Origin of the sequence: Streptococcus sp. 1032 (genome assembly GCF_013277015.1) — a bacterium.
Taxonomy (GTDB): Bacteria; Bacillota; Bacilli; order Lactobacillales; family Streptococcaceae; genus Streptococcus.
Window position 1 is genome coordinate 46702 of record NZ_VMMD01000030.1, and the last position, 19518, is coordinate 66219.

Below are 19518 nucleotides of genomic sequence, written 5' to 3' on the forward strand. Positions count from 1 at the left end.
ACCCGCTATGCGGGTGCGCGTTGAAGGTTATACCAAAAAACTCCAAACGCGATACAATAAAGGTGTTCAAGCCAATTGTAAAGCGAAAGGAGAAAAATATGGCACAAAAGGTTCTTTTGTCCTGTTCTTGTTTCAATTGACTATATTTCTATACTTTTTCTTCCTTTCTCTGTGAAAATTGCAAGTTTTTCCCACCTTTTCTCAATACTGAAACAACATCTTTCCAGAACTTCAATAATTTCTTTTTGTGTTAAATCATTATTTAACTAAATCTTTGGATGTAATACGTTTTCAAAGCTACTTTTTACCATAGGTTTTGAGCCTTCAACACAGATAACTAAGTCAAAAATGCTCTAAATTTTTGAAATTCTAACAAATCCCACTCAACTTTATCATCATCTTTGACTTTCACAATATCTTCCTCAAAATAACATGGAATAAAGATAGTTTTCTTTTGAAACGGTTGTAGGAGGAAAATCTCTCCTACACTATTATTGATTCTGAGAGAAAATTGCAAAATATCATCTACCAAACTTTCAATTATTAAGATTTTTTGCAGTTTATCTGAATTAGAATCGCAAGGCTTCTCAATAATATAATTGTCGAATTTTTTCATTCTAACTTCCTCTCCACTATTTCTTCCTTTATCAAGAAAAAGTTACCTCAATATCAATAAAATACAATTCTAAATTAACTCCAATTATTGATTCATGATAATATTTTAGTAACTCATCGTGCAATTAAAAACAAGGATTTTTATTTCAGACGATCCATCGTGAACACTTCATCAGCCATCTCCCAAATTGCCGGATTATGTGTTGCGATAATGATTAGCCTATTATCATCTCGAAGAGATAGCAAAATCTCCATAATCAACTGAGAGGTTGCTGGGTCTATTGAAGCTGTTGGCTCATCTGCCAGAATAAAGGGTGGATTCTTTAAGATAATTTTTGCCAAGGCAACCCGTTGCGATTCTCCGCCCGATAACTCAAAGATGCGCTTATCTAGGTCAAGATAAGCCAGGCCGACCTGTTCTAAAGCCTGCTTCTGCCTCAACCGCTGTTCCGACCGACTCAACTTTTGACCAATGAGACCTAGCTTAAGGTTTTCTTCAATACTTTGGTTTTCAATTAAGCCAAAGTTTTGGAAGAGGTAGCCCAATTCGTGACGGAAAAAATCACTCGATTTATAATTGGCCAAGTCTTTACCTCGGTAAAAAATCGTCCCATCATAAGATTCTAATTTTCCAATCATGTTCATCAAGGTTGTTTTTCCGCTACCACTTGAACCAATTAAGGCATAGACTTTTCCAGCCTCAAATGTCATTGAAAGATTCGAAAATAACTCTCGTTCTCCAAAAGATTTACTCACCTGTTTAAGTTCAATCATATTAACCTCCCTTCAAAACAAGCATGGACATCTTGTTTTCTTTCTGCATTTGGACATGTAACTGTAAAAGAGATAGACCAGTAAAGAGTAACGAGACTAAGAAAGCAACTACTATCTCTACCATAAGAAATACACTCGCAACAAATCCCAGTAAAAACACACCCAGTTGAGCAAAGAGATAAGTGCGATGGATTTCTAAGAACCTGAGACCTGCAATGCGTTTGATAAAAATGGCACGTCTAAATTCTTCAAAGTAGAGCCTATTCATAGTGTTAAACAACAAGATTGAAGTTGTAATCCCAAGCACAGCTCCTGCTAGCATTACCCAACGTTCCCTCTGGATATTATCCGATAATGTGATGTAGTTGTGGTAACCTGTTTGCATTTCTGAGACCCAATTTTCAATGCCTTGTCTCTGGATAAGCTCCTGGGCATCAGACAATTGATTAAAGAGAACGTAATTCTGTACTGCGTCTACCCAAAAGAAAATGGACTGTGGACCAGTTGATTGGGGTGTTATAACAATGATGATTGGATCTTTCAAAAACTGCTGGTAAGAAATAGGGGTCGTATTATACACAAAACGATCCTGACCTGATTCCAAATAACCTACCGTAGCAGTCATTTGCTGTCGTTCATCTTTACTAGACATGCGACTGGTTAAGTCGTCTTCAAAAACAGATTTATAATGTTCTTCCTCTGAACGGAGGTGTTCAGGCAGCAATAAGACAAACTCCCCTACATCAAGGTGATTCATCTTTTGCTCAATAGTTGTATCTACAGGAATGTTTTGACGCTCCAAGTATTGCGGTGTGACGATAAGGACATTGCCATTCGGGTTGTAATCGTGCCATTCTGTAGAGGTTATAAAGTTTTTGGAGGAAGCCATGCCATTTTGCAAAGTACGGTCAATTAACTGGTGTCTAGATAAGAAAGCCTTTTTTTCTGAAACAGCCAGATCCATCAATTGATACCAAGTTCTGAGTTTCCTTTGAGCTTGTTCATCAAAACCAGGACTCGTTCCTTCACGGCTGAATGATAGGGTAATCAGTTGCCTTTCCTGGCTCCAAGCCTCTTGTCCAATCCGATGCTGTTGCCAGGCTTGGGAATACTTTAAGCTACTCCCTATTCCCAGCGTTACAATAATAATCGCTAATAGTTGACCGATTAAAATCAAACTAATGATTCCTCTGACAGGCACTTGCCCTTTTATAATCTGCATCAGGTGTATCTTTTTTATCCCAACTGCGAAGAGTTGAGCGAAAAACAGGGAGATCAACAACAAGATGAGATTATAACTGAGCAAGCCTTCTCCTATGGTCATTAGGGATTGCGTTGGAAGCGACAGAATTTTTTGCATAAGAATGGCGAGCACGCCAGCTAAACTGAAACCAACAGCTATCCCTTTCAAATCCTCACCAACTGGTCTAAGGAAAATGGACCACCGTTTCTCTCCTGAAATGAGGCGAATGCCCGACGACCGTAATTGGCTAATTTGACTAATTAAAGTCAGTGCTCCAAAGGTTAAGATGAAAATCAATAAACCGATTAACTGAAATCCGTTACTAAAGATAGCCATTAACGTAGATAGTTTAGATGGAATTATCAGGTGCATGTTAGTCAAGCCAAGTTGACTTAGCTCCTCCCTTAGCAAGTGAATATCTAGGTTTCCATCGAATACAAAATAGTTTGTTTCAACACTACTACTTTGAGCATCTTCTAGATTTTTTTCCTGTAGCCCATCAGGCAACTTTCCGTTCCCAAAGGTCGTATAAGAAAACACTGGAGTACCTTCTGAGTTAGGATCCTGGTGTTGAATCGCAATAAAGCTATCCGTTTCTTCTGCTAGTTTTTCCAAGCGTGTAGCAACATGCTGAAAAGTTGTTTCAGGGGAAGAATCACGTACAACAACGTTGGGGTAATAATGGGAAACATATGTATCAGTCCAAATGGTAAATACCCAAACAAAGAACAAACTAGCAAGCAGGTTGGATATGAGTATAAATAATTTTTTCATAGTGCATTCCTTATTCTAAAATAGAGGGCAGAAATACCCCTGCCCTCTATAAACTAACAAGCTTACTAAACTATTGATAAAAGAATCTTCTTCAATTATTCTTGCAATCCCGCATCAAATGTAACTTGCTCCCCAAAATTTGTATTAACAAACGCATAGGCCGCACTATGTGCTCCTGCATAAGCTGTTTTTTGATTGTCACGTCCATTACTTCCAACATAGGCCCAGTGATCCTCTGAACCATGATAATAATTCGAAAATGCTCCCCAATTATTTGGATCATGATAGCCTCCATAGGTCCACTCGCCACCATGGAGAGAAACTGCCAAAACAGGAAGAGCCAAACTACATGCCAAAACGGCAAGGGATGATGCAACTACTTTTCTAAATTTTAACATATTATTACTCCTCTGAATGAAATATTATGAAAATGAGCGAAATGCAACTACATATTTTAATTAGAAATCTCAGTCTGAATTATAGTATCCTATTTTTTCCTCCTTTCTAACTGCACGTTCCTTTCTACAGGCAGAGACCTAATTTTATAAACCAATCTTAAATACTTTAGATTTTGTAACTCATAATTTTCAACAGTTGGTTAGCTATGAAAGCATTTTATCAAACATCTCCATTCTTATATCTATCTGGTATTGTTACAAGCTCTCATAAGAATACCTTTCTCTAAATAGTTGAATTTTAAAGTAATACGAAATCAATCTGCCTTCCCAACATCAAGACCATTGGAATTCTTTTGTAATTGCACTCGAATCTCCAATCGTTTATTCTTCTGAACAAACTGTTGGTAAGGAATTGTGTTACTAAACGTAAAAACACCTAGTAATACTAATATAGCTAATTTTTGAATTCCACGATTTTTCTTTATTCGTGAAACCCCTTTCTGTTTCCTTGTTTTTATTTTAACATATGTATATTATTCAGTCAAGTATTTTTATTATATTTTGAACTTTTTTTATTATTTCTATTTGTAATTTTATCGAGCAAATATTTGCCGTCTTTAACTAAATGATATATAATTGACAAATATAAATTAGGAAGGTTTTTTGTTTTTATGACTACATTAGCTGAAAAATTCAGATTGAAAAGAAAAGAGTTGAGACTCTCCCAACAAACTCTTGCAGAAGGAATTTGTGAACAAGAATATGAGGTAAACTACTTTCATTTAATGGAGTTATATCAGACAAAAAATTTTGAGCATCAAGAGTTTTTATTTGGCTACATCAGAGTTCGTTACAACTACGCTCACTACCTAGTATCAAAGGAAAAATATAACGAAGCCATCCAAGAAGCTCTTGAGACGATTGAACTCTGTAAACAAAGACAGACAAGCTACCAACTGGCTCCTCTACTTATTCTTGTAGGAAATGCTGGAGCTAAATTTCTAGACAAAGAACAAGTCAAAAATTATTATATAGAAGCAAGAGAGTTATGTAAGATTTATAACAATCCTTTAATGTTGATGAAGATAGAAAATTATTTGAAGGAATTAGATACTGTTTAGTTAATCTTGACATTATAGTTTTTCTGAAACGTTAAATAACCTGTAAGGCTGATAGTGAAATGAATACTATCAGCCTTATTTCAAGTTTATATTCTTCCAAAATCTCTTCAAACCACGTCAGCTCTATCTGCAATCACAAAACAGTGTTTTGAGCAACCTGCGGCTAGCTTCCTAGATTGCTCTTTGATTTTCATTGAGTATTAGTCTCTCATGTTTGTTTAGCGTCTTAAAAAGACATTTGAGAAGATTAGAAGCAGTTCTCTCTTTTCTCCTAGTATAATGATTGGTAGGAAGGGAGAGAAAAGATGAAATCAATGAGAATCTTATTTTTGTTAGCTTTAATTCAAATCAGTTTGAGTAGCTGTTTCCTATGGAAGGAATGCATCTTGTCCTTTAAACAAAGTACAGCTTTTTTCATCGGAAGTATGGTTTTCGTTTCAGGAATCTGTGCTGGAGTAAATTATCTTTATACCCGTAAGCAAGAAGTCCACAGTGTCCTAGCCAGTAAGCGGTCAGTGAAGCTTTTTTACAGTATCCTGCTCTTAATTAATTTGTTAGGAGCTGTTCTTGTCCTGTCAGATAACTTGTTCATCAAAAATACTCTGCAGCAAGAATTAGTTGACTTTTTATTGCCATCCTTCTTTTTCCTATTTGGACTAGATTTGCTGATTTTTTTACCCTTGAAAAAATACATGCGCGATTTGCTTGCTATGCTAGACAGAAAAAAGACAGTGTTGGTGACTATTTTAGCAACACTTCTCTTCTTAAGAAATCCAATGACCATTGTCTCTCTTCTGATTTATATTGGACTGGGTTTGTTTTTTGCAGCCTATCTTGTCCCAAATTCTGTTAAGAAGGAAGTTTCCTTTTATGGTCATATTTTCCGAGATCTTGTATTGGTCATTGCTACGCTCATTTTCTTTTAGAGAAGGCTTGTTTTTATGGATGTTATGATGGTAATACTCTTCGAAAATCTCTTCAAACTACGTCAGCGTCGCCTTGCCGTACTCAAGTACAGCCTGCGGCTAGCTTCCTAGTTTGCTCTTTGATTTTCATTGAGTATAAGTTTAGCAGGAAAATAGACACAAAAGAAAAGTTTTTGGTATAATAAGAATATGTACACAAAAAATGAAGAAGAACTGCAAGCCTTAGGGGAGCGTTTGGGTCATTTATTAGAAAAGAATGATGTTTTAATCTTAACTGGAGAACTGGGTGCAGGTAAAACGACCTTTACTAAAGGACTTGCAAAAGGATTACAGATTTCTCAAATGATTAAAAGTCCCACCTATACTATCGTAAGAGAGTATGAGGGGCGTCTTCCGCTTTACCATTTAGATGTTTATCGTATTGGAGGAGATGCGGATTCTATTGATTTGGATGAATTTCTCTTTGGTGGAGGCGTGACTGTTATTGAGTGGGGAAATCTCTTAGGAGATGCCTTGCCAGATACTTATTTAGAATTGGAAATTCTAAAAGAAGCAGATGGACGTCGTTTAAATTTTCAGGCAAAGGGTTTGCGTGCTGAGAAACTCTTAGAGGAGCTTCGACATGGAGTATGAATTGCTCATTAGGGAAGCAGAGCCCAAAGATGCAGCTGAATTAGTGGCTTTTTTAAATCGTGTAAGTTTGGAGACAGATTTTACCAGCCTAGACAGAGATGGTATTCTCTTGACCAGTGAGGAGATGGAAATATTCCTCAACAAGCAAGCTAGTTCGGACAATCAGATAACCTTACTTGCATTCTTAAATGATAAAATTGCTGGTATTGTAAATATTACAGCTGACCAGCGTAAGAGAGTCCGTCATATTGGAGATCTCTTCATTGTGATTGGGAAAAGATATTGGAATAATGGCTTGGGAAGTTTGTTGCTAGAAGAAGCGATAGAGTGGGCACAAGCAAGTGGCATTCTGCGTCGTCTCCAACTGACTGTCCAAACTCGTAATCAAGCTGCAGTTCATCTGTATCAAAAGCATGGCTTTGTCATTGAAGGTCGCCAAGAGCGTGGGGCATATATAGAAGAAGGGAAATTTATCGATGTTTACTTGATGGGTAAACTGATCGATTAGTAGAAATATGGTTAAAAAAATTATTGGAATGGTGCTAGCTTTACTTTCTGTAACTGTAGTAGGAGCAGGTATTTTTGCTTATACTATTTATCAACAAGGGACAGAAACCTTAGCTAAAACCTATAAAAAAATCGGCGAAGAAACCAAGGTTATCGAAGCAACTGAACCTTTGACCATTCTGTTAATGGGAGTGGACACCGGAAATGCTGAACGAACTGAAACTTGGGTCGGTAGAAGTGATAGCATGATCTTGATGACAGTGAATCCTAAAACGAAAAAAACAACGATGATGAGTTTAGAGCGGGATATTCTGACGCGCATTGAATCAGGGAATGGTCAGGCTCATGAAGCGAAACTGAATTCAGCATATGCAGATGGTGGAGCAGAGCTTGCTATAGAAACCATTCAAAAAATGATGAATATCCATATTGATCGCTATGTGATGGTCAATATGAAAGGGTTGCAAAAACTAGTGGATGCAGTAGGTGGTATTACAGTCAATAATACCCTAGGTTTCCCAATTTCTATCAGTGACCAAGAAGAATTTAATACCATTTCTATCGGTGTTGGGGAGCAACATATTGGGGGAGAAGAAGCCCTAGTCTATGCACGAATGCGTTACCAAGATCCTGAGGGGGATTATGGTCGTCAAAAACGTCAACGTGAAGTTATTCAAAAAGTCATGGAAAAAGCCCTCAGTTTAAATAGCGTTGGTCATTATCAAGAGATTCTAAAAGCTTTGAGTGACAATATGCAGACCAATATTGATTTGTCTGCAAAAAGTATCCCTAACTTGCTAGGCTATAAAGATTCATTTAAAACCATTGAAACTCAGCAGTTGCAGGGTGAAGGAGAGATGCTTCAAGGTGTTTCTTACCAGATTGTTTCGAGAGCACATATGTTGGAAATGCAAAATCTACTCCGACGTTCTTTGGGACAAGAAGAAGTCACTCAGCTTGAAACCAATGCGGTCTTATTTGAAGATTTATTTGGCAGAGCACCTGTTGGTGATGAAGATAATTAACTTTTGATACAAATAAAAAATCAATCGTAGGAAATTTCCTGCGATTTTTTCAAAAAAATACGAATAGATAGGTAGGAGGAAACATGAAAGCAGAAATCATTGCTGTTGGAACAGAGATTTTGACAGGACAGATTGTCAACACCAATGCCCAGTTTTTATCGGAAAAACTAGCAGAGATTGGGGTAGATATTTATTTTCAAACGGCTGTAGGAGACAATGAAGCTCGTCTCTTGTCTTTACTTGAGATTGCCAGTCAACGTAGCAGTCTGGTGATTTTGACAGGCGGTTTGGGGCCAACTGAGGACGATTTGACCAAACAAACTCTGGCTAAATTTTTAGGGAAAGAATTAGTCTTTGACTCTCAGGCACAGGAGAAGTTGGATGTCTTTTTTGCCCAGAGACCAGACTATGCCCGAACACCGAATAACGAAAGACAAGCTCAAATTGTAGAAGGAGCGACTCCACTGCCAAACGAAACAGGACTGGCTGTGGGAGGAATATTGGAAGTCGATGGAGTGACCTACGTTGTCCTTCCAGGTCCACCAAGTGAATTGAAACCTATGGTCTTAAACCACCTTCTACCCAAGTTAATGACAGGAAGCAAGCTATATTCCCGAGTTCTTCGTTTCTTTGGGATTGGCGAGAGCCAGTTGGTTACGATTTTGGCTGATTTGATTGATAATCAGACCGATCCTACCTTGGCACCTTATGCCAAGACAGGAGAGGTAACCTTGCGTCTGTCAACAAAGGCTAGCAGTCAAGAAGAAGCGAATCAAGTGCTGGATATCTTAGAAAACCAAATCTTGGATCGCCAGACCTTTGAAGGAATTTGTTTACGAGAACTTTGCTATGGTTATGGGGAAGAAACTAGTTTAGCCAGCATTGTGATAGAGGAACTGAAAAAACAAGGGAAAACCATCACGGCTGCAGAGAGTTTGACGGCGGGTCTTTTCCAAGCTAGTCTAGCAGATTTTTCTGGTGCTTCCAGTATATTTAAGGGTGGTTTTGTGACCTATAGCTTGGAGAAAAAATCAAACATGTTGGATATTCCTGTCAAGGATTTGGAAGAACATGGTGTGGTGTCTGAATTTACAGCTCAGAAGATGGCTGAGCAGGCACGAAGTAAGACCCAGTCTGATTTTGGAATTAGTTTGACTGGAGTGGCAGGACCAGATAGCCTAGAAGGATACCCAGCTGGGACAGTCTTCATAGGCTTGGCTCAAGAGCAAGGAACTGAGGTTATCAAGGTGAATATTGGAGGCAGAAGTAGAGCAGATGTACGTCACATTGCGGTTATGCATGCCTTTAACCTAGTTCGCAAGGCTTTATTAAGTGACTAACTTTTGATATAATAGTAGATAGGTCTGAGGATCATTAGAATGTAGGAGAATAGAATGGCGAAAAAACCAAAAAAATTAGAAGAAATTTCAAAAAAATTTGGGGCAGAACGTGAAAAAGCCTTGAATGACGCTCTTAAATTGATTGAGAAAGACTTTGGTAAAGGATCCATCATGCGTTTGGGTGAACGTGCCGAGCAAAAGGTGCAAGTGATGAGCTCAGGTTCTTTGGCTCTTGACATTGCCCTTGGTTCAGGTGGTTATCCTAAGGGACGTATCATCGAAATCTATGGACCAGAGTCATCTGGTAAGACAACGGTTGCCCTTCATGCAGTTGCACAAGCGCAAAAAGAAGGTGGGATTGCAGCCTTTATCGATGCGGAACATGCCCTCGATCCAGCTTATGCTGCGGCTCTTGGTGTCAATATTGACGAATTGCTCTTGTCCCAACCAGACTCAGGAGAGCAAGGTCTTGAGATTGCAGGAAAATTGATTGATTCAGGTGCAGTTGATCTTGTCGTAGTCGACTCAGTTGCTGCCCTTGTCCCTCGTGCGGAAATTGATGGAGATATAGGAGATAACCACGTTGGTTTGCAGGCTCGTATGATGAGCCAGGCCATGCGTAAACTTGGCGCCTCTATCAATAAAACCAAAACAATTGCCATCTTTATCAACCAATTGCGTGAAAAAGTTGGAGTCATGTTTGGAAATCCAGAAACAACACCTGGTGGACGTGCTCTGAAATTCTATGCTTCAGTGCGTTTGGATGTTCGTGGTAATACACAAATTAAGGGAACTGGTGACCAAAAAGAAACCAATGTTGGTAAAGAAACTAAGATTAAGGTTGTAAAAAATAAGGTAGCTCCACCGTTTAAGGAAGCCGTAGTTGAAATTATGTACGGAGAAGGAATTTCTAAGACTGGTGAGCTTTTGAAGATTGCAAGCGATTTGGATATTATCAAAAAAGCAGGGGCTTGGTATTCTTACAAGGATGAAAAAATCGGGCAAGGTTCTGAGAATGCTAAGAAATACTTGGCAGAGCACACAGAAATCTTTGATGAAATTGATAAGCAAGTCCGTTCTAAATTTGGCTTGATTGATGGAGAAGAAGCTTCTGTAGAAGGTGTTGAAGCTAAAAAAGAAGAAGCAGTTCAAGCAGATTCTGTGAATGAAGAGGTTACGCTTGACCTAGGCGATGAACTTGAAATCGAAATTGAAGAATAAGCTGTCCAAGTAGTGGAGAAATCCACTGCTTTTTCGATTCTTTGTTCAAGATTTCAGATTTCCTATAGTTTGCTGTTTCTTGTCGCTCTGCTAGAAAGCTGATATAATAGCCTTATGAATAAAAAACGAACAGTGGACCTGATTCATGGTCCTATTCTTCCCTCGCTTGTGAGTTTTGCCTTCCCAATCTTGCTGTCTAATATCTTTCAGCAACTCTATAACACTGCTGATGTCTTGATTGTTGGGCGTTTTCTTGGTCAAGATTCCTTGGCTGCAGTAGGGGCGACAACTGCCATTTTTGACCTGATTGTAGGTTTTACTCTTGGTGTTGGCAATGGCATGGGAATTGTTATTGCCCGTTATTACGGGGCTCGGAATTTCACAAAAATCAAGGAAGCAGTAGCAGCTACCTGGATTTTAGGTGCTCTTTTGAGTATTGTAGTGATGCTGCTGGGCTTTCTTGGATTGTATCCACTCTTGCAATACCTAGATACCCCTGCAGAAATCCTTCCCCAATCCTATCAATATATTTCTATGATTGTGACCTGTGTCGGTGTCAGCTTTGCCTATAATCTCTTTGCAGGCTTGTTGCGGTCTATTGGAGACAGTTTAGCTGCGCTTGGTTTTCTGATTTTCTCTGCTCTGGTCAATGTGGTTTTGGATCTCTATTTCATTACGCAACTGCAACTGGGGGTTCAATCTGCGGGCCTTGCTACCATCATTTCGCAGGGCTTATCAGCGGTTCTTTGCTTTTATTATATCCGTAAGAGTGTGCCAGAACTTTTGCCTCAGCGCAAGCATTTCAAATGGGATAAGGCCTTGTACGCAGATCTCTTGGAGCAAGGTTTGGCTATGGGCTTGATGAGTTCGATTGTGTCCATCGGCAGTGTGATTTTACAGTCTTCTGTCAATACCTTTGGCGCAGTGATTATTAGTGCTCAAACGGCGGCTCGCCGCATTATGGCCTTCGCCCTCCTTCCTATGACCGCTATTTCTGCCTCGATGACGACCTTTGCTTCTCAGAATTTAGGAGCTAAGCGCCCAGACCGTATTGTTCAAGGCCTTCGAATCGGCAGTCGTTTAAGTATATCCTGGGCAGTTTTTGTTTGTATCTTCCTCTTTTTTGCCAGTCCTACCTTGGTTTCCTTCTTGGCCAGTTCGATGGATAGCTATTTGGTAGAAAATGGAAGTCTCTACCTGCAAATTAGTTCAGCCTTCTATCCTATTTTGAGTCTCTTGTTGATTTATCGTAATTGTTTGCAGGGCTTGGGGCAAAAGATCCTTCCTCTGGTTTCCAGCTTTATTGAACTAATCGGGAAAATCGCTTTTGTGGTCATGATTATCCCTTGGGCAGGCTATAGAGGAGTTATTCTTTGTGAACCCCTTATCTGGGTTGCCATGACAGTTCAACTGTACTTTTCGCTTTTCCGTCACCCCTTGATAAAAGAAGGGAAGGCCATCTTGGCAACAAAAGTGTCATCCTAGCTTGATTTACTGAATAAAATCTATTTCCTCTAGTGAAAATCGAAAAAACTTGTGCTGTCATCTTTAGTTTGGTCTTGAAAATAGTTTAATATACTTTTGACTTCTTTTATATGATATAATAAAGTATAGTATTTATGAAAAGGACATATAGAGACTGTAAAAATATACTTTTGAAAAGCTTTTTAGTCTGGGGTGTTATTGTAGATAGAATGCAAACCTTATCAGTCCTATTTACAGTGTCAAAATAGTGCGTTTTGAAGTTCTATCTACAAGCCTAATCGTGACTAGGATTGTCTTCTTTGTAAGGTAGAAATAAAGGAGTTTCTAGCTCTGGATTGTAAAAAATAAGTTGTTTTAATTGATAAGGAGTAGAATATGGAAATTGATGTGAGTAAATTAAGAACAGATTTGCCTCAAGTCGGGGTGCAACCATATAGGCAAGTCCATGCCCATTCCACAGGCAACCGCAACTCAACGGTGCAAAATGAGGCTGACTACCATTACAGAAAAGATCCTGAATTGGGCTTCTTTTCTCACGTAGTCGGTAATGGTCGTGTTATGCAGGTAGGACCTGTTGATAATGGTGCCTGGGACGTTGGGGGCGGTTGGAATGCAGAAGGTTATGCACAAGTTGAACTGATTGAAAGCCATGAATCAAAAGAAGAGTTTCTGATTGACTATCGTCTCTATATCGAACTCTTACGTAATCTAGCAGACGAGGCTGGGATACCGAAAACACTTGATACAGACGACTTGGCAGGTATCAAGACACACGAATATTGCACCAATAACCAACCTGACAACAACTCAGATCACATTGACCCCTATCCTTATCTTGCCAAATGGGGTATTAGCCGTGAGCAATTCAAGCAGGATATTGAAAACGGCTTGACGATTGAAGCAGGATGGCAACAGAACGATACTGGTACCTGGTATGTACACTCAGACGGCTCTTATCCAAAAGATAAGTTTGAGAAAGTCAATGGTACCTGGTATTACTTTGACGGTTCAGGCTATATGCTTGCAGACCGCTGGAAGAAGCACACAGACGGCAACTGGTACTGGTTTGACCAGTCAGGAGAAATGGCTACAGGCTGGAAGAAAATCGCTGAGAAGTGGTATTATTTTGACACAGAGGGCGCCATGAAAACAGGCTGGATCAAATACAAGGAGACTTGGTACTATCTTGATAGTCAAAATGGGGATATGGTTTCCAATGCCTTTGTCAAATCAAATGATGGCTGGTATTACCTTAAAGAAGATGGTACGATAGCAGAAAAACCAGAATTTACAGTCGAGCCTGAAGGCTTGATAACAGTAAAATAATAATGGAATGTCTTTCAAATCAGAACAGCGCATATTATTAGGTCTTGAAAAAGCTTAATAGTATGCGTTTTCTTGTGGAGATATTTCCTTCAATTTTTGCTACTATATTAAATAAAAATCAAAAAGCAAACTAGAAAGTTATGCTCAAATAAAATCTAAATTTGACAATGTAAACCGAGTCGGATAGCTTTAAGTACTGTTTTGAGGTTGAAGATATGATTTTTGATAGGAACTCATCAAATAGGTTTACTATCATCAATTTTGGATTTTTAAGCAACATCAATAAATTGCTTCCTCGTTTTGTCATATTTTTTGTATTTAAAAAATTGACTTTATGACAAGGGTGTGCTATTCTTTTTATGAGAGGTGTATGAATATGATAAATGTATGTGATGTTGGAAAAAGAATAAAAGAACTTAGAATATCTTCAAATCTTACTCAAGATAAGATTGCTGAATATTTGTCTTTGAATCAAAGTATGATTGCCAAAATGGAAAAAGGTGAAAGGAATATCACGTCGGATGTTATTGAGAAACTATCTGCCCTGTTTTGCTGTACGGTTGAATATCTTTTGTTTGGCGAACAAGCTGAACAACAGTGTGTCATATCGTTTAGAAAAAATAAAATAGTAGACCAAGATCTTAAAGTTTTAGCGAAAATCAATAAAATTGTATTGAATCAATTTGAGATAGATCAGCTATTGGAGACAAAATAAATGATTGATAAAATGGATTTAAGTAATAAAGCTTCAAATCTTAGAAAAAAGTTGGGAGCTGACGGTGAAGCGCCGATAGATATTTTTAAATTGGTACAAAAGATAGAGAATTTGACGCTGGTATTTTATGGACTCGGAAAGAATATTAGCGGAGTCTGTTATAAAGGAACTCAGTCAAGTCTCATTGTAATCAATTCAGACATGTCATTAGGAAGACAAAGATTTTCTTTAGCACATGAACTGTATCATCTTTATTATGATGAGGTGAAGAAGAGTTCAGTCAGTCTTATCTTGATTGGTGAAGGAGATGAAACTGAAAGAAAAGCGGATCAGTTTGCTTCATATTTTTTAGTTTCCCCATCTTCACTGTATAGGATGGTTGAGGAAATCAGAGAAAATGCTAATAGAACTCATCTTGAAGTAGAAGATATTATAAAATTGGGTCAGTTTTATGGTATCAGTCATAAAGCTATGTTATATAGATTGCGGAATGATGGATACCTTGATGCAGAAGAAATTAAAAATATGGATATTAGTGTTATAGAGACAGCTTCAAGATTAGGCTATGATACAAGTTTATATCGTCCTTTGTCAGAAAGTAAAAAGGAAATGGTATTAGGACACTATATTAAATCGACTGAACAACTTTTAGAAAATAACAGAATTTCGCAAGGGAAGTATGAGGAACTGCTACTAGATGCTTTCAGATATGATATTGTATATGGGCTAGATGAAGAGGGGGAGTTGTCGTTTGACTAGTCGTGTATTTATTGATACAGATTGTATTTCAGCATTTTTATGGGTTGGCACTGAACATCTTTTAGAAAAGCTCTATTCGGGTAAAATTGTTATTCCACAAGAGGTGTATGATGAAATCAATATACCTACAATTCCCCACTTAAAATCTAGGATAGACCAGTTAGTAGCTAAGGGTTCGGCTGAGATTGTGAGCATAGACATTGGAACTGAGGAATACGCATTATATAGAAATTTAACAAGAAATCATGATAGTAACAAGGTTATTGGTAAGGGAGAAGCGGCTTCTATTTCCTTAGCGAAAAAGCATAACGGGATATTAGGAAGTAATAACCTAAGAGATGTTGAACCATATGTAGAAGAATTTTCTTTAGAACATATGACGACAGGAGATATACTGGTTGAAGCGTTTAAAGCGCAATTTATTACTGAACAAGATGGCATCATATCTGGAATAATATGCTTAAAAAGAAAAGGAAAATTGGTGCAAATTCATTTTCAGACTATCTTCGTGGAAGTGTTCATCAAAATAGACAAAAATAAATTTGGATAAATCGAACTTACTATTCAGGAGGCATATGAGCACTTCGAAGGAGAAAAGTGTCAAATTGAGCCTATAAGAGTAGAAATGACCTACATAGGGGATGAGAGAAAAGTTGTCCTTGAAGTTTCCTTGAACGATCAGTCGCATGTCAAACGATATGTAGGGTAATGTGAGAAGGGATAGCGAGTAGTTTTTGGTTATTTTATCAAAAAACTTGCATTTTATCATACTGAATGATAAAATACAAGAAAAATAGTAGAATAAAGGAAAGCTTTTCTAAAATGTGTATCTCCCCACAGGATTCGTTCTTGTGGGATTTTTTTCGTTAAAGAAAGCGATAAATATTGACTTTTTTAAAGAAAGATGTCATAATTAAGTTGGAAAAAACGTAAAAGTATCACTTTTCTCGTTATCCCGACTCCCAAAACGTCGTTAAACCGCTCGGCAATCCATGGAGACATGGACACATAGTAGTAAGCACGCTATGTGGCTTGGCAGAGCTAAAAACTGTTCCCTTGCGATAAGCCTAATAAGCACAACATAGGGAGTTAGAGAAGCCGACTCTAATCATCCACTTTGGGCAGTAGTGAGAACTGCCCCGTGCTTTTTTTATTTTGAGAAAATATGGAGTTTGTCGTTGAAATTACTTGATTGTATTTTAGATTATCAAGAGAAATTCGATGGAAAAACATGTCAAGTATCAACGAATTATAAGCATTTAGAGACTTTCGAAGTAGATTTTTGCTTGACTGATTTACATCACTTATTTGGCTTGCACAAAATCACACGAGATTATGCTAGTTAAACAATACCTGCTATTCAAGCTGGTGTTTTTATTTTGGAAGAATATAAAAATAATCCCATGTACAACGATGTTATAGAAAGGATATCTTTGTATAGTTTTATCGGTGATATCTTCTATTCTAAGATAACAAGTTGTTGTATCCTAGCCAAAGATTTATCTAAAAACACTATGAAGTTGGACGTCATATTTTTTGAAGATAGAAACAAAAGATCCGCAATTTTAGGTTTACGAAGAGATAAAAGTGGAGTGTTTAAACCGGTTACTCTACATTTTACAAGCGCTAAGAAATATGCTAAAGTTCGTAAAACAGATGTGAAAGAAATTAAATGGTTATAAAAAAAACTTTTCGCAGGCTTCGGCTTGCGTTTTTTTTGTTTGATAAAATTAAAAAAATGTGCAAAAATAAGTAGAATTGAAAACAGGAAAAAACACCTCCTTTCGATTCGCCAAGCCTCTTCGCAAGGCAATGAGGGGGCGGAGAGACGCGCTCGTCAACAGAAGTATCTCATTGGAAATGTTGCTCACTTTTTTAGTGAGCTTTTTATTTAAGGAATAGGAATGAAAAATAAGAAGTTAAAATTATACTCTTCCAAAATCGCATCAACCCCGTCAGCGTCGCCTTGCCGTAGGTATCTTACTGACCAAGCTAGTGATGGACTTAAATAGGTGGTTTGGAGCGTCCTAGTGGCTAGGAAATGCTGATCATAGTCCTTTGCTGAGGATAGGGTGTCACACTCAACTGGTTGACCTAGTTTATAGAGAGGGAATTACTATAAAATACTCAGGCTTCTATCATATATTTTGAAATGTTTGTGTAATCAAAATGTAACAATAATGTAATATTGACACAAGAGAAGATATACATAAATAAACATAGTAGAACCATCGTATATTTGTTGAAAATAGGTTGTATCAAAAGGTTTTATATGCCTGTGCATATATATATATATATATATATATATATGTCGCTTTTTTCTTGCCTTTCCTGACTCTATCTTGTCAGCGAGGGGGTTGATTTGTATGTCAGAAGTGTTACTATATAGTTGATATATTATCGTCTATCGGCTTTTTGCGCGCTTTCTAAGCTCGGGGAAGCTCTCAGGCGAGGAAAGGATTCACTTATGTTTAAGAAAAAGAATGATGGTAATGGAGAGAAAATTTTCCGTTATTCCATTCGTAAATACCATTTTGGGGCTGCTAGTGTTGCTGTGGCGGCTCTGATGTTTTTTGCAAATGGGGTGCAAGCGCAGGCACCTGCAGTATCTTCGGCAACAGCCAGTGATGTAGTTGCTGGATCTGCTGGAAATTCAGATGGGGAACCACAGGAGTCAGATGGGGAAGAGCCAGAGAAGGTCTCTCAGACTGAACCGTCGGCTGAGCTCCAGTCTACAGGGGAGTCAAAGTCTCCAGAGACTAAAGCCGAGGACGCTAGTAAGGGGCAGGAAACAGATGCCCTTGCTCCTACCAAACCAGAGGCAAAACCAGCTGCTCAAGAAACTTCTCAATCAGAGAGAGAAAAAGAGCAAGACCAGCCCACATCTGCCACTAAAACGACAGAAGCTAAATCACTCCAAGGCAATCTGCAAGCTTTGTTGGAAAAACTAACTCTTAGCTCCATGAAAGCGCTCCACGATGAAGTGGAAGCAGGTCTAGCAGCAGCTAAGGCAGTTTTGGACGACCCAAAAGCGACGCAAGCGCAGGTTGATGAGCAAGTAAGAGCTATGGAAGAACTTACGCGCCGTGTCAATCAAGCCTTGAATCCGTCGCTACCAAGCTCTACAGTCTCAGAGGAAGCAAGTCTGACAAATCATGGGCTTTCTGCACCAGACGGAGCTGTGACCAATCAAGGAAGTGGAGGAAAGCGTCGTAAAAGAGGTGGTTTGAGCCAAGCCACACCAGCTGTGGATCAGGTGAGCCCAGAAACTGTAGGTAACTCAGAAAAAACTGAATCTAGTGAAAAGCCTAGTCGACAAGAACTTCCAACCTACACCAATACGACAGAAGGTGAAAACGGCGTCTATGGACTAAAAGATGAATTAGAGTCTATTGTCAAACGACTTAAAGAAAATCAAGCGTCGGAAGATAAAATCCAAGCAGCAAAAGCAGCAGCTGATAAGTTTAATGAAGCATTTTCTAAGGGTGATACCATCAGCCAAGAAGATTTTGCCGCTGCCCTAGTCGACCTGAAAAAATCCCGAGACCTCATCGAAGGAGTGCTGGAAGAAAAATATGGTGAGGAAACTACAGCTGGAGGAGTAACTCCTAAACCACGTGATGGTGGCTACTCTGACTTTCGTAATGCTACCTACAGTGGAAGGTCTGCAAGGGCGACAAGTCCCTTAGATCGACATGAAAGTTACATTGAAAACGGTAAGTCGGGAGATAAAACCTACGATAGATACACCTATGTGTTTTTCTCTAGTAGAAGACTGATAAACAAAAAGACCGATCCTGTCTATCATGCAAAAACCTATATTCTTGCAAAAGTAACTCCTACAAAGGATGGTTTCCATTGGGAGTTGGAGATAAATAATGGACATAGAGGAGTACCTGGAACGGGTGTTTGGTTTACGATCCCTTCGGGGCAGGCATACAAGCCAGGTACAGATAGTATTAGTATTTATCGCAAAGGTGGCGGCACCACTGCTGTATCTTCTAATGCCGGGGATTTACTTTCCCTTCTAAAACACTCTGAAACAGGCTTTGGAAATCAGACTAAAGGAACAGTTAGTAATACTGGTATCGATAGAAGGCATAGTCCGAGCGGCCTACCAGTAGCAACCTTTGAGGATTTAGCTCGTCATGGTGCAGGACTCAACCAACCATATGAGAGAAAAAATGAGACTCAGGCGATGCAAGAGCAATCAAATGAAAAATTTAGACATATAAATAATAGTGGTTCGGATTTATATTATTTTTCGCTGGGAAATGGTGACAATAGTTACAAAATAACTTTCGATACTCAAGGGAATAACGATATCAACAAGCTTGACTATGCTGTAGGTACGAGAGGAAATGAAGGTGCATGGACGTTCCTTGTCAATCAGTGGCATTCCAGAACATATCAGGAGGCGAAAGAGGGTGCCAAGGATGACATAGAGCAAGCTAGACGAGTAAAAAACGACTCTATTAGCAAGAATAAACAATTATCCCAAGTGGAGCAAAATAGAGCTACTGCAAAAGTTGATACCTATGCACGTCAAGCTACACGTGAGCTTGACAATGCCAGCAGCTTTGTTGAGGTGGATGATGCCTTGCAACGGGGATTGGATAATATCAACGGAGTGAACCCAGTAGGGAAAGAGAAAGC

17 protein-coding genes and 2 pseudogenes are annotated in these 19518 nt (G+C 38.6%); 14 read left to right on the forward strand and 5 right to left on the reverse strand.

Translation table 11 applies throughout. The features are described from left to right. Positions 1-337: 337 nt before the first annotated feature. The 5 genes from HT711_RS11500 to HT711_RS11455 all read right to left on the reverse strand — a co-directional run bounded on the left by HT711_RS11500 (position 338) and on the right by HT711_RS11455 (position 4289). Positions 338-616: a competence protein ComA gene (locus HT711_RS11500; protein ID WP_173233576.1), complete on the reverse strand. Its 279-nt coding sequence runs from the start codon at positions 614-616 to the stop codon at positions 338-340. Positions 617-756: 140 nt separating this feature from the next. Continuing rightward, a complete protein-coding gene (locus HT711_RS10305) occupies positions 757-1389 on the reverse strand; it encodes an ABC transporter ATP-binding protein (RefSeq protein ID WP_000571433.1) in 633 nt (210 codons plus the stop codon). Between the two features lies 1 nt (position 1390). After that, on the reverse strand, positions 1391-3406 hold the full coding sequence (locus HT711_RS10310; protein ID WP_173233574.1) for a DUF1430 domain-containing protein: 2016 nt from the start codon (positions 3404-3406) through the stop codon (positions 1391-1393). Positions 3407-3501: 95 nt separating this feature from the next. Beyond that, positions 3502-3804 carry a lactococcin 972 family bacteriocin gene (locus tag HT711_RS10315; protein ID WP_045611574.1) on the reverse strand — a complete coding sequence of 101 codons (303 nt, stop codon included), beginning with the start codon at positions 3802-3804 and terminating at the stop codon, positions 3502-3504. A gap of 314 nt (positions 3805-4118) precedes the next feature. Beyond that, positions 4119-4289: a PhrA family quorum-sensing system peptide gene (locus tag HT711_RS11455; protein WP_267241016.1), complete on the reverse strand. Its 171-nt coding sequence runs from the start codon at positions 4287-4289 to the stop codon at positions 4119-4121. Between the two features lie 267 nt (positions 4290-4556). Between HT711_RS11455 and HT711_RS10320 the strand changes: the two are divergent. From HT711_RS10320 to HT711_RS10385, 14 genes and pseudogenes are all read left to right on the forward strand, one after another. Further along, positions 4557-4925, forward strand: a pseudogene (locus HT711_RS10320) (transcriptional regulator); the annotation flags it as partial. 305 nt (positions 4926-5230) lie between these two features. Next, positions 5231-5851 carry a hypothetical protein gene (locus tag HT711_RS10325; RefSeq protein WP_049511713.1) on the forward strand — a complete coding sequence of 207 codons (621 nt, stop codon included), beginning with the start codon at positions 5231-5233 and terminating at the stop codon, positions 5849-5851. 189 nt (positions 5852-6040) lie between these two features. Further along, positions 6041-6484: a tRNA (adenosine(37)-N6)-threonylcarbamoyltransferase complex ATPase subunit type 1 TsaE gene (gene tsaE, locus HT711_RS10330; RefSeq protein WP_173233572.1), complete on the forward strand. Its 444-nt coding sequence runs from the start codon at positions 6041-6043 to the stop codon at positions 6482-6484. Continuing rightward, complete coding sequence (locus HT711_RS10335; protein ID WP_101781719.1) at positions 6474-6992, forward strand: GNAT family N-acetyltransferase; 519 nt, start codon at positions 6474-6476, stop codon at positions 6990-6992. The genes tsaE and HT711_RS10335 overlap by 11 nt, the downstream gene beginning before the upstream one ends. Before the next feature lie 7 nt (positions 6993-6999). After that, on the forward strand, positions 7000-8016 hold the full coding sequence (locus HT711_RS10340; RefSeq protein WP_000239274.1) for an LCP family protein: 1017 nt from the start codon (positions 7000-7002) through the stop codon (positions 8014-8016). Positions 8017-8099: 83 nt separating this feature from the next. Then, positions 8100-9356 (forward strand): competence/damage-inducible protein A, encoded by a 1257-nt coding sequence (locus tag HT711_RS10345; protein WP_173250129.1) that lies wholly within the window; start codon positions 8100-8102, stop codon positions 9354-9356. A gap of 54 nt (positions 9357-9410) precedes the next feature. Further along, on the forward strand, positions 9411-10577 hold the full coding sequence (recA, locus tag HT711_RS10350) for a recombinase RecA (RefSeq protein WP_173250131.1): 1167 nt from the start codon (positions 9411-9413) through the stop codon (positions 10575-10577). Positions 10578-10691: 114 nt separating this feature from the next. After that, positions 10692-12062 (forward strand): MATE family efflux transporter, encoded by a 1371-nt coding sequence (locus tag HT711_RS10355; protein ID WP_173250133.1) that lies wholly within the window; start codon positions 10692-10694, stop codon positions 12060-12062. Positions 12063-12437: 375 nt separating this feature from the next. Further along, positions 12438-13388: an N-acetylmuramoyl-L-alanine amidase family protein gene (locus tag HT711_RS10360; RefSeq protein ID WP_173250135.1), complete on the forward strand. Its 951-nt coding sequence runs from the start codon at positions 12438-12440 to the stop codon at positions 13386-13388. 370 nt (positions 13389-13758) lie between these two features. After that, positions 13759-14103 (forward strand): helix-turn-helix transcriptional regulator, encoded by a 345-nt coding sequence (locus HT711_RS11460; protein ID WP_001056000.1) that lies wholly within the window; start codon positions 13759-13761, stop codon positions 14101-14103. A gap of 12 nt (positions 14104-14115) precedes the next feature. Continuing rightward, positions 14116-14862, forward strand: a complete 747-nt coding sequence (locus HT711_RS10370; RefSeq protein WP_338326406.1) for an ImmA/IrrE family metallo-endopeptidase — start codon at positions 14116-14118, stop codon at positions 14860-14862. Next, a pseudogene (locus HT711_RS10375) lies at positions 14855-15277 on the forward strand (hypothetical protein); the annotation flags it as partial. The gene HT711_RS10370 and the pseudogene HT711_RS10375, both read left to right, overlap by 8 nt. A gap of 988 nt (positions 15278-16265) precedes the next feature. Further along, positions 16266-16544: a hypothetical protein gene (locus HT711_RS10380; protein ID WP_055387811.1), complete on the forward strand. Its 279-nt coding sequence runs from the start codon at positions 16266-16268 to the stop codon at positions 16542-16544. A gap of 785 nt (positions 16545-17329) precedes the next feature. After that, positions 17330-19518 (forward strand): DUF1542 domain-containing protein (locus HT711_RS10385; protein ID WP_173250137.1); only part of this gene is annotated, 2189 nt, incomplete at its 3' end.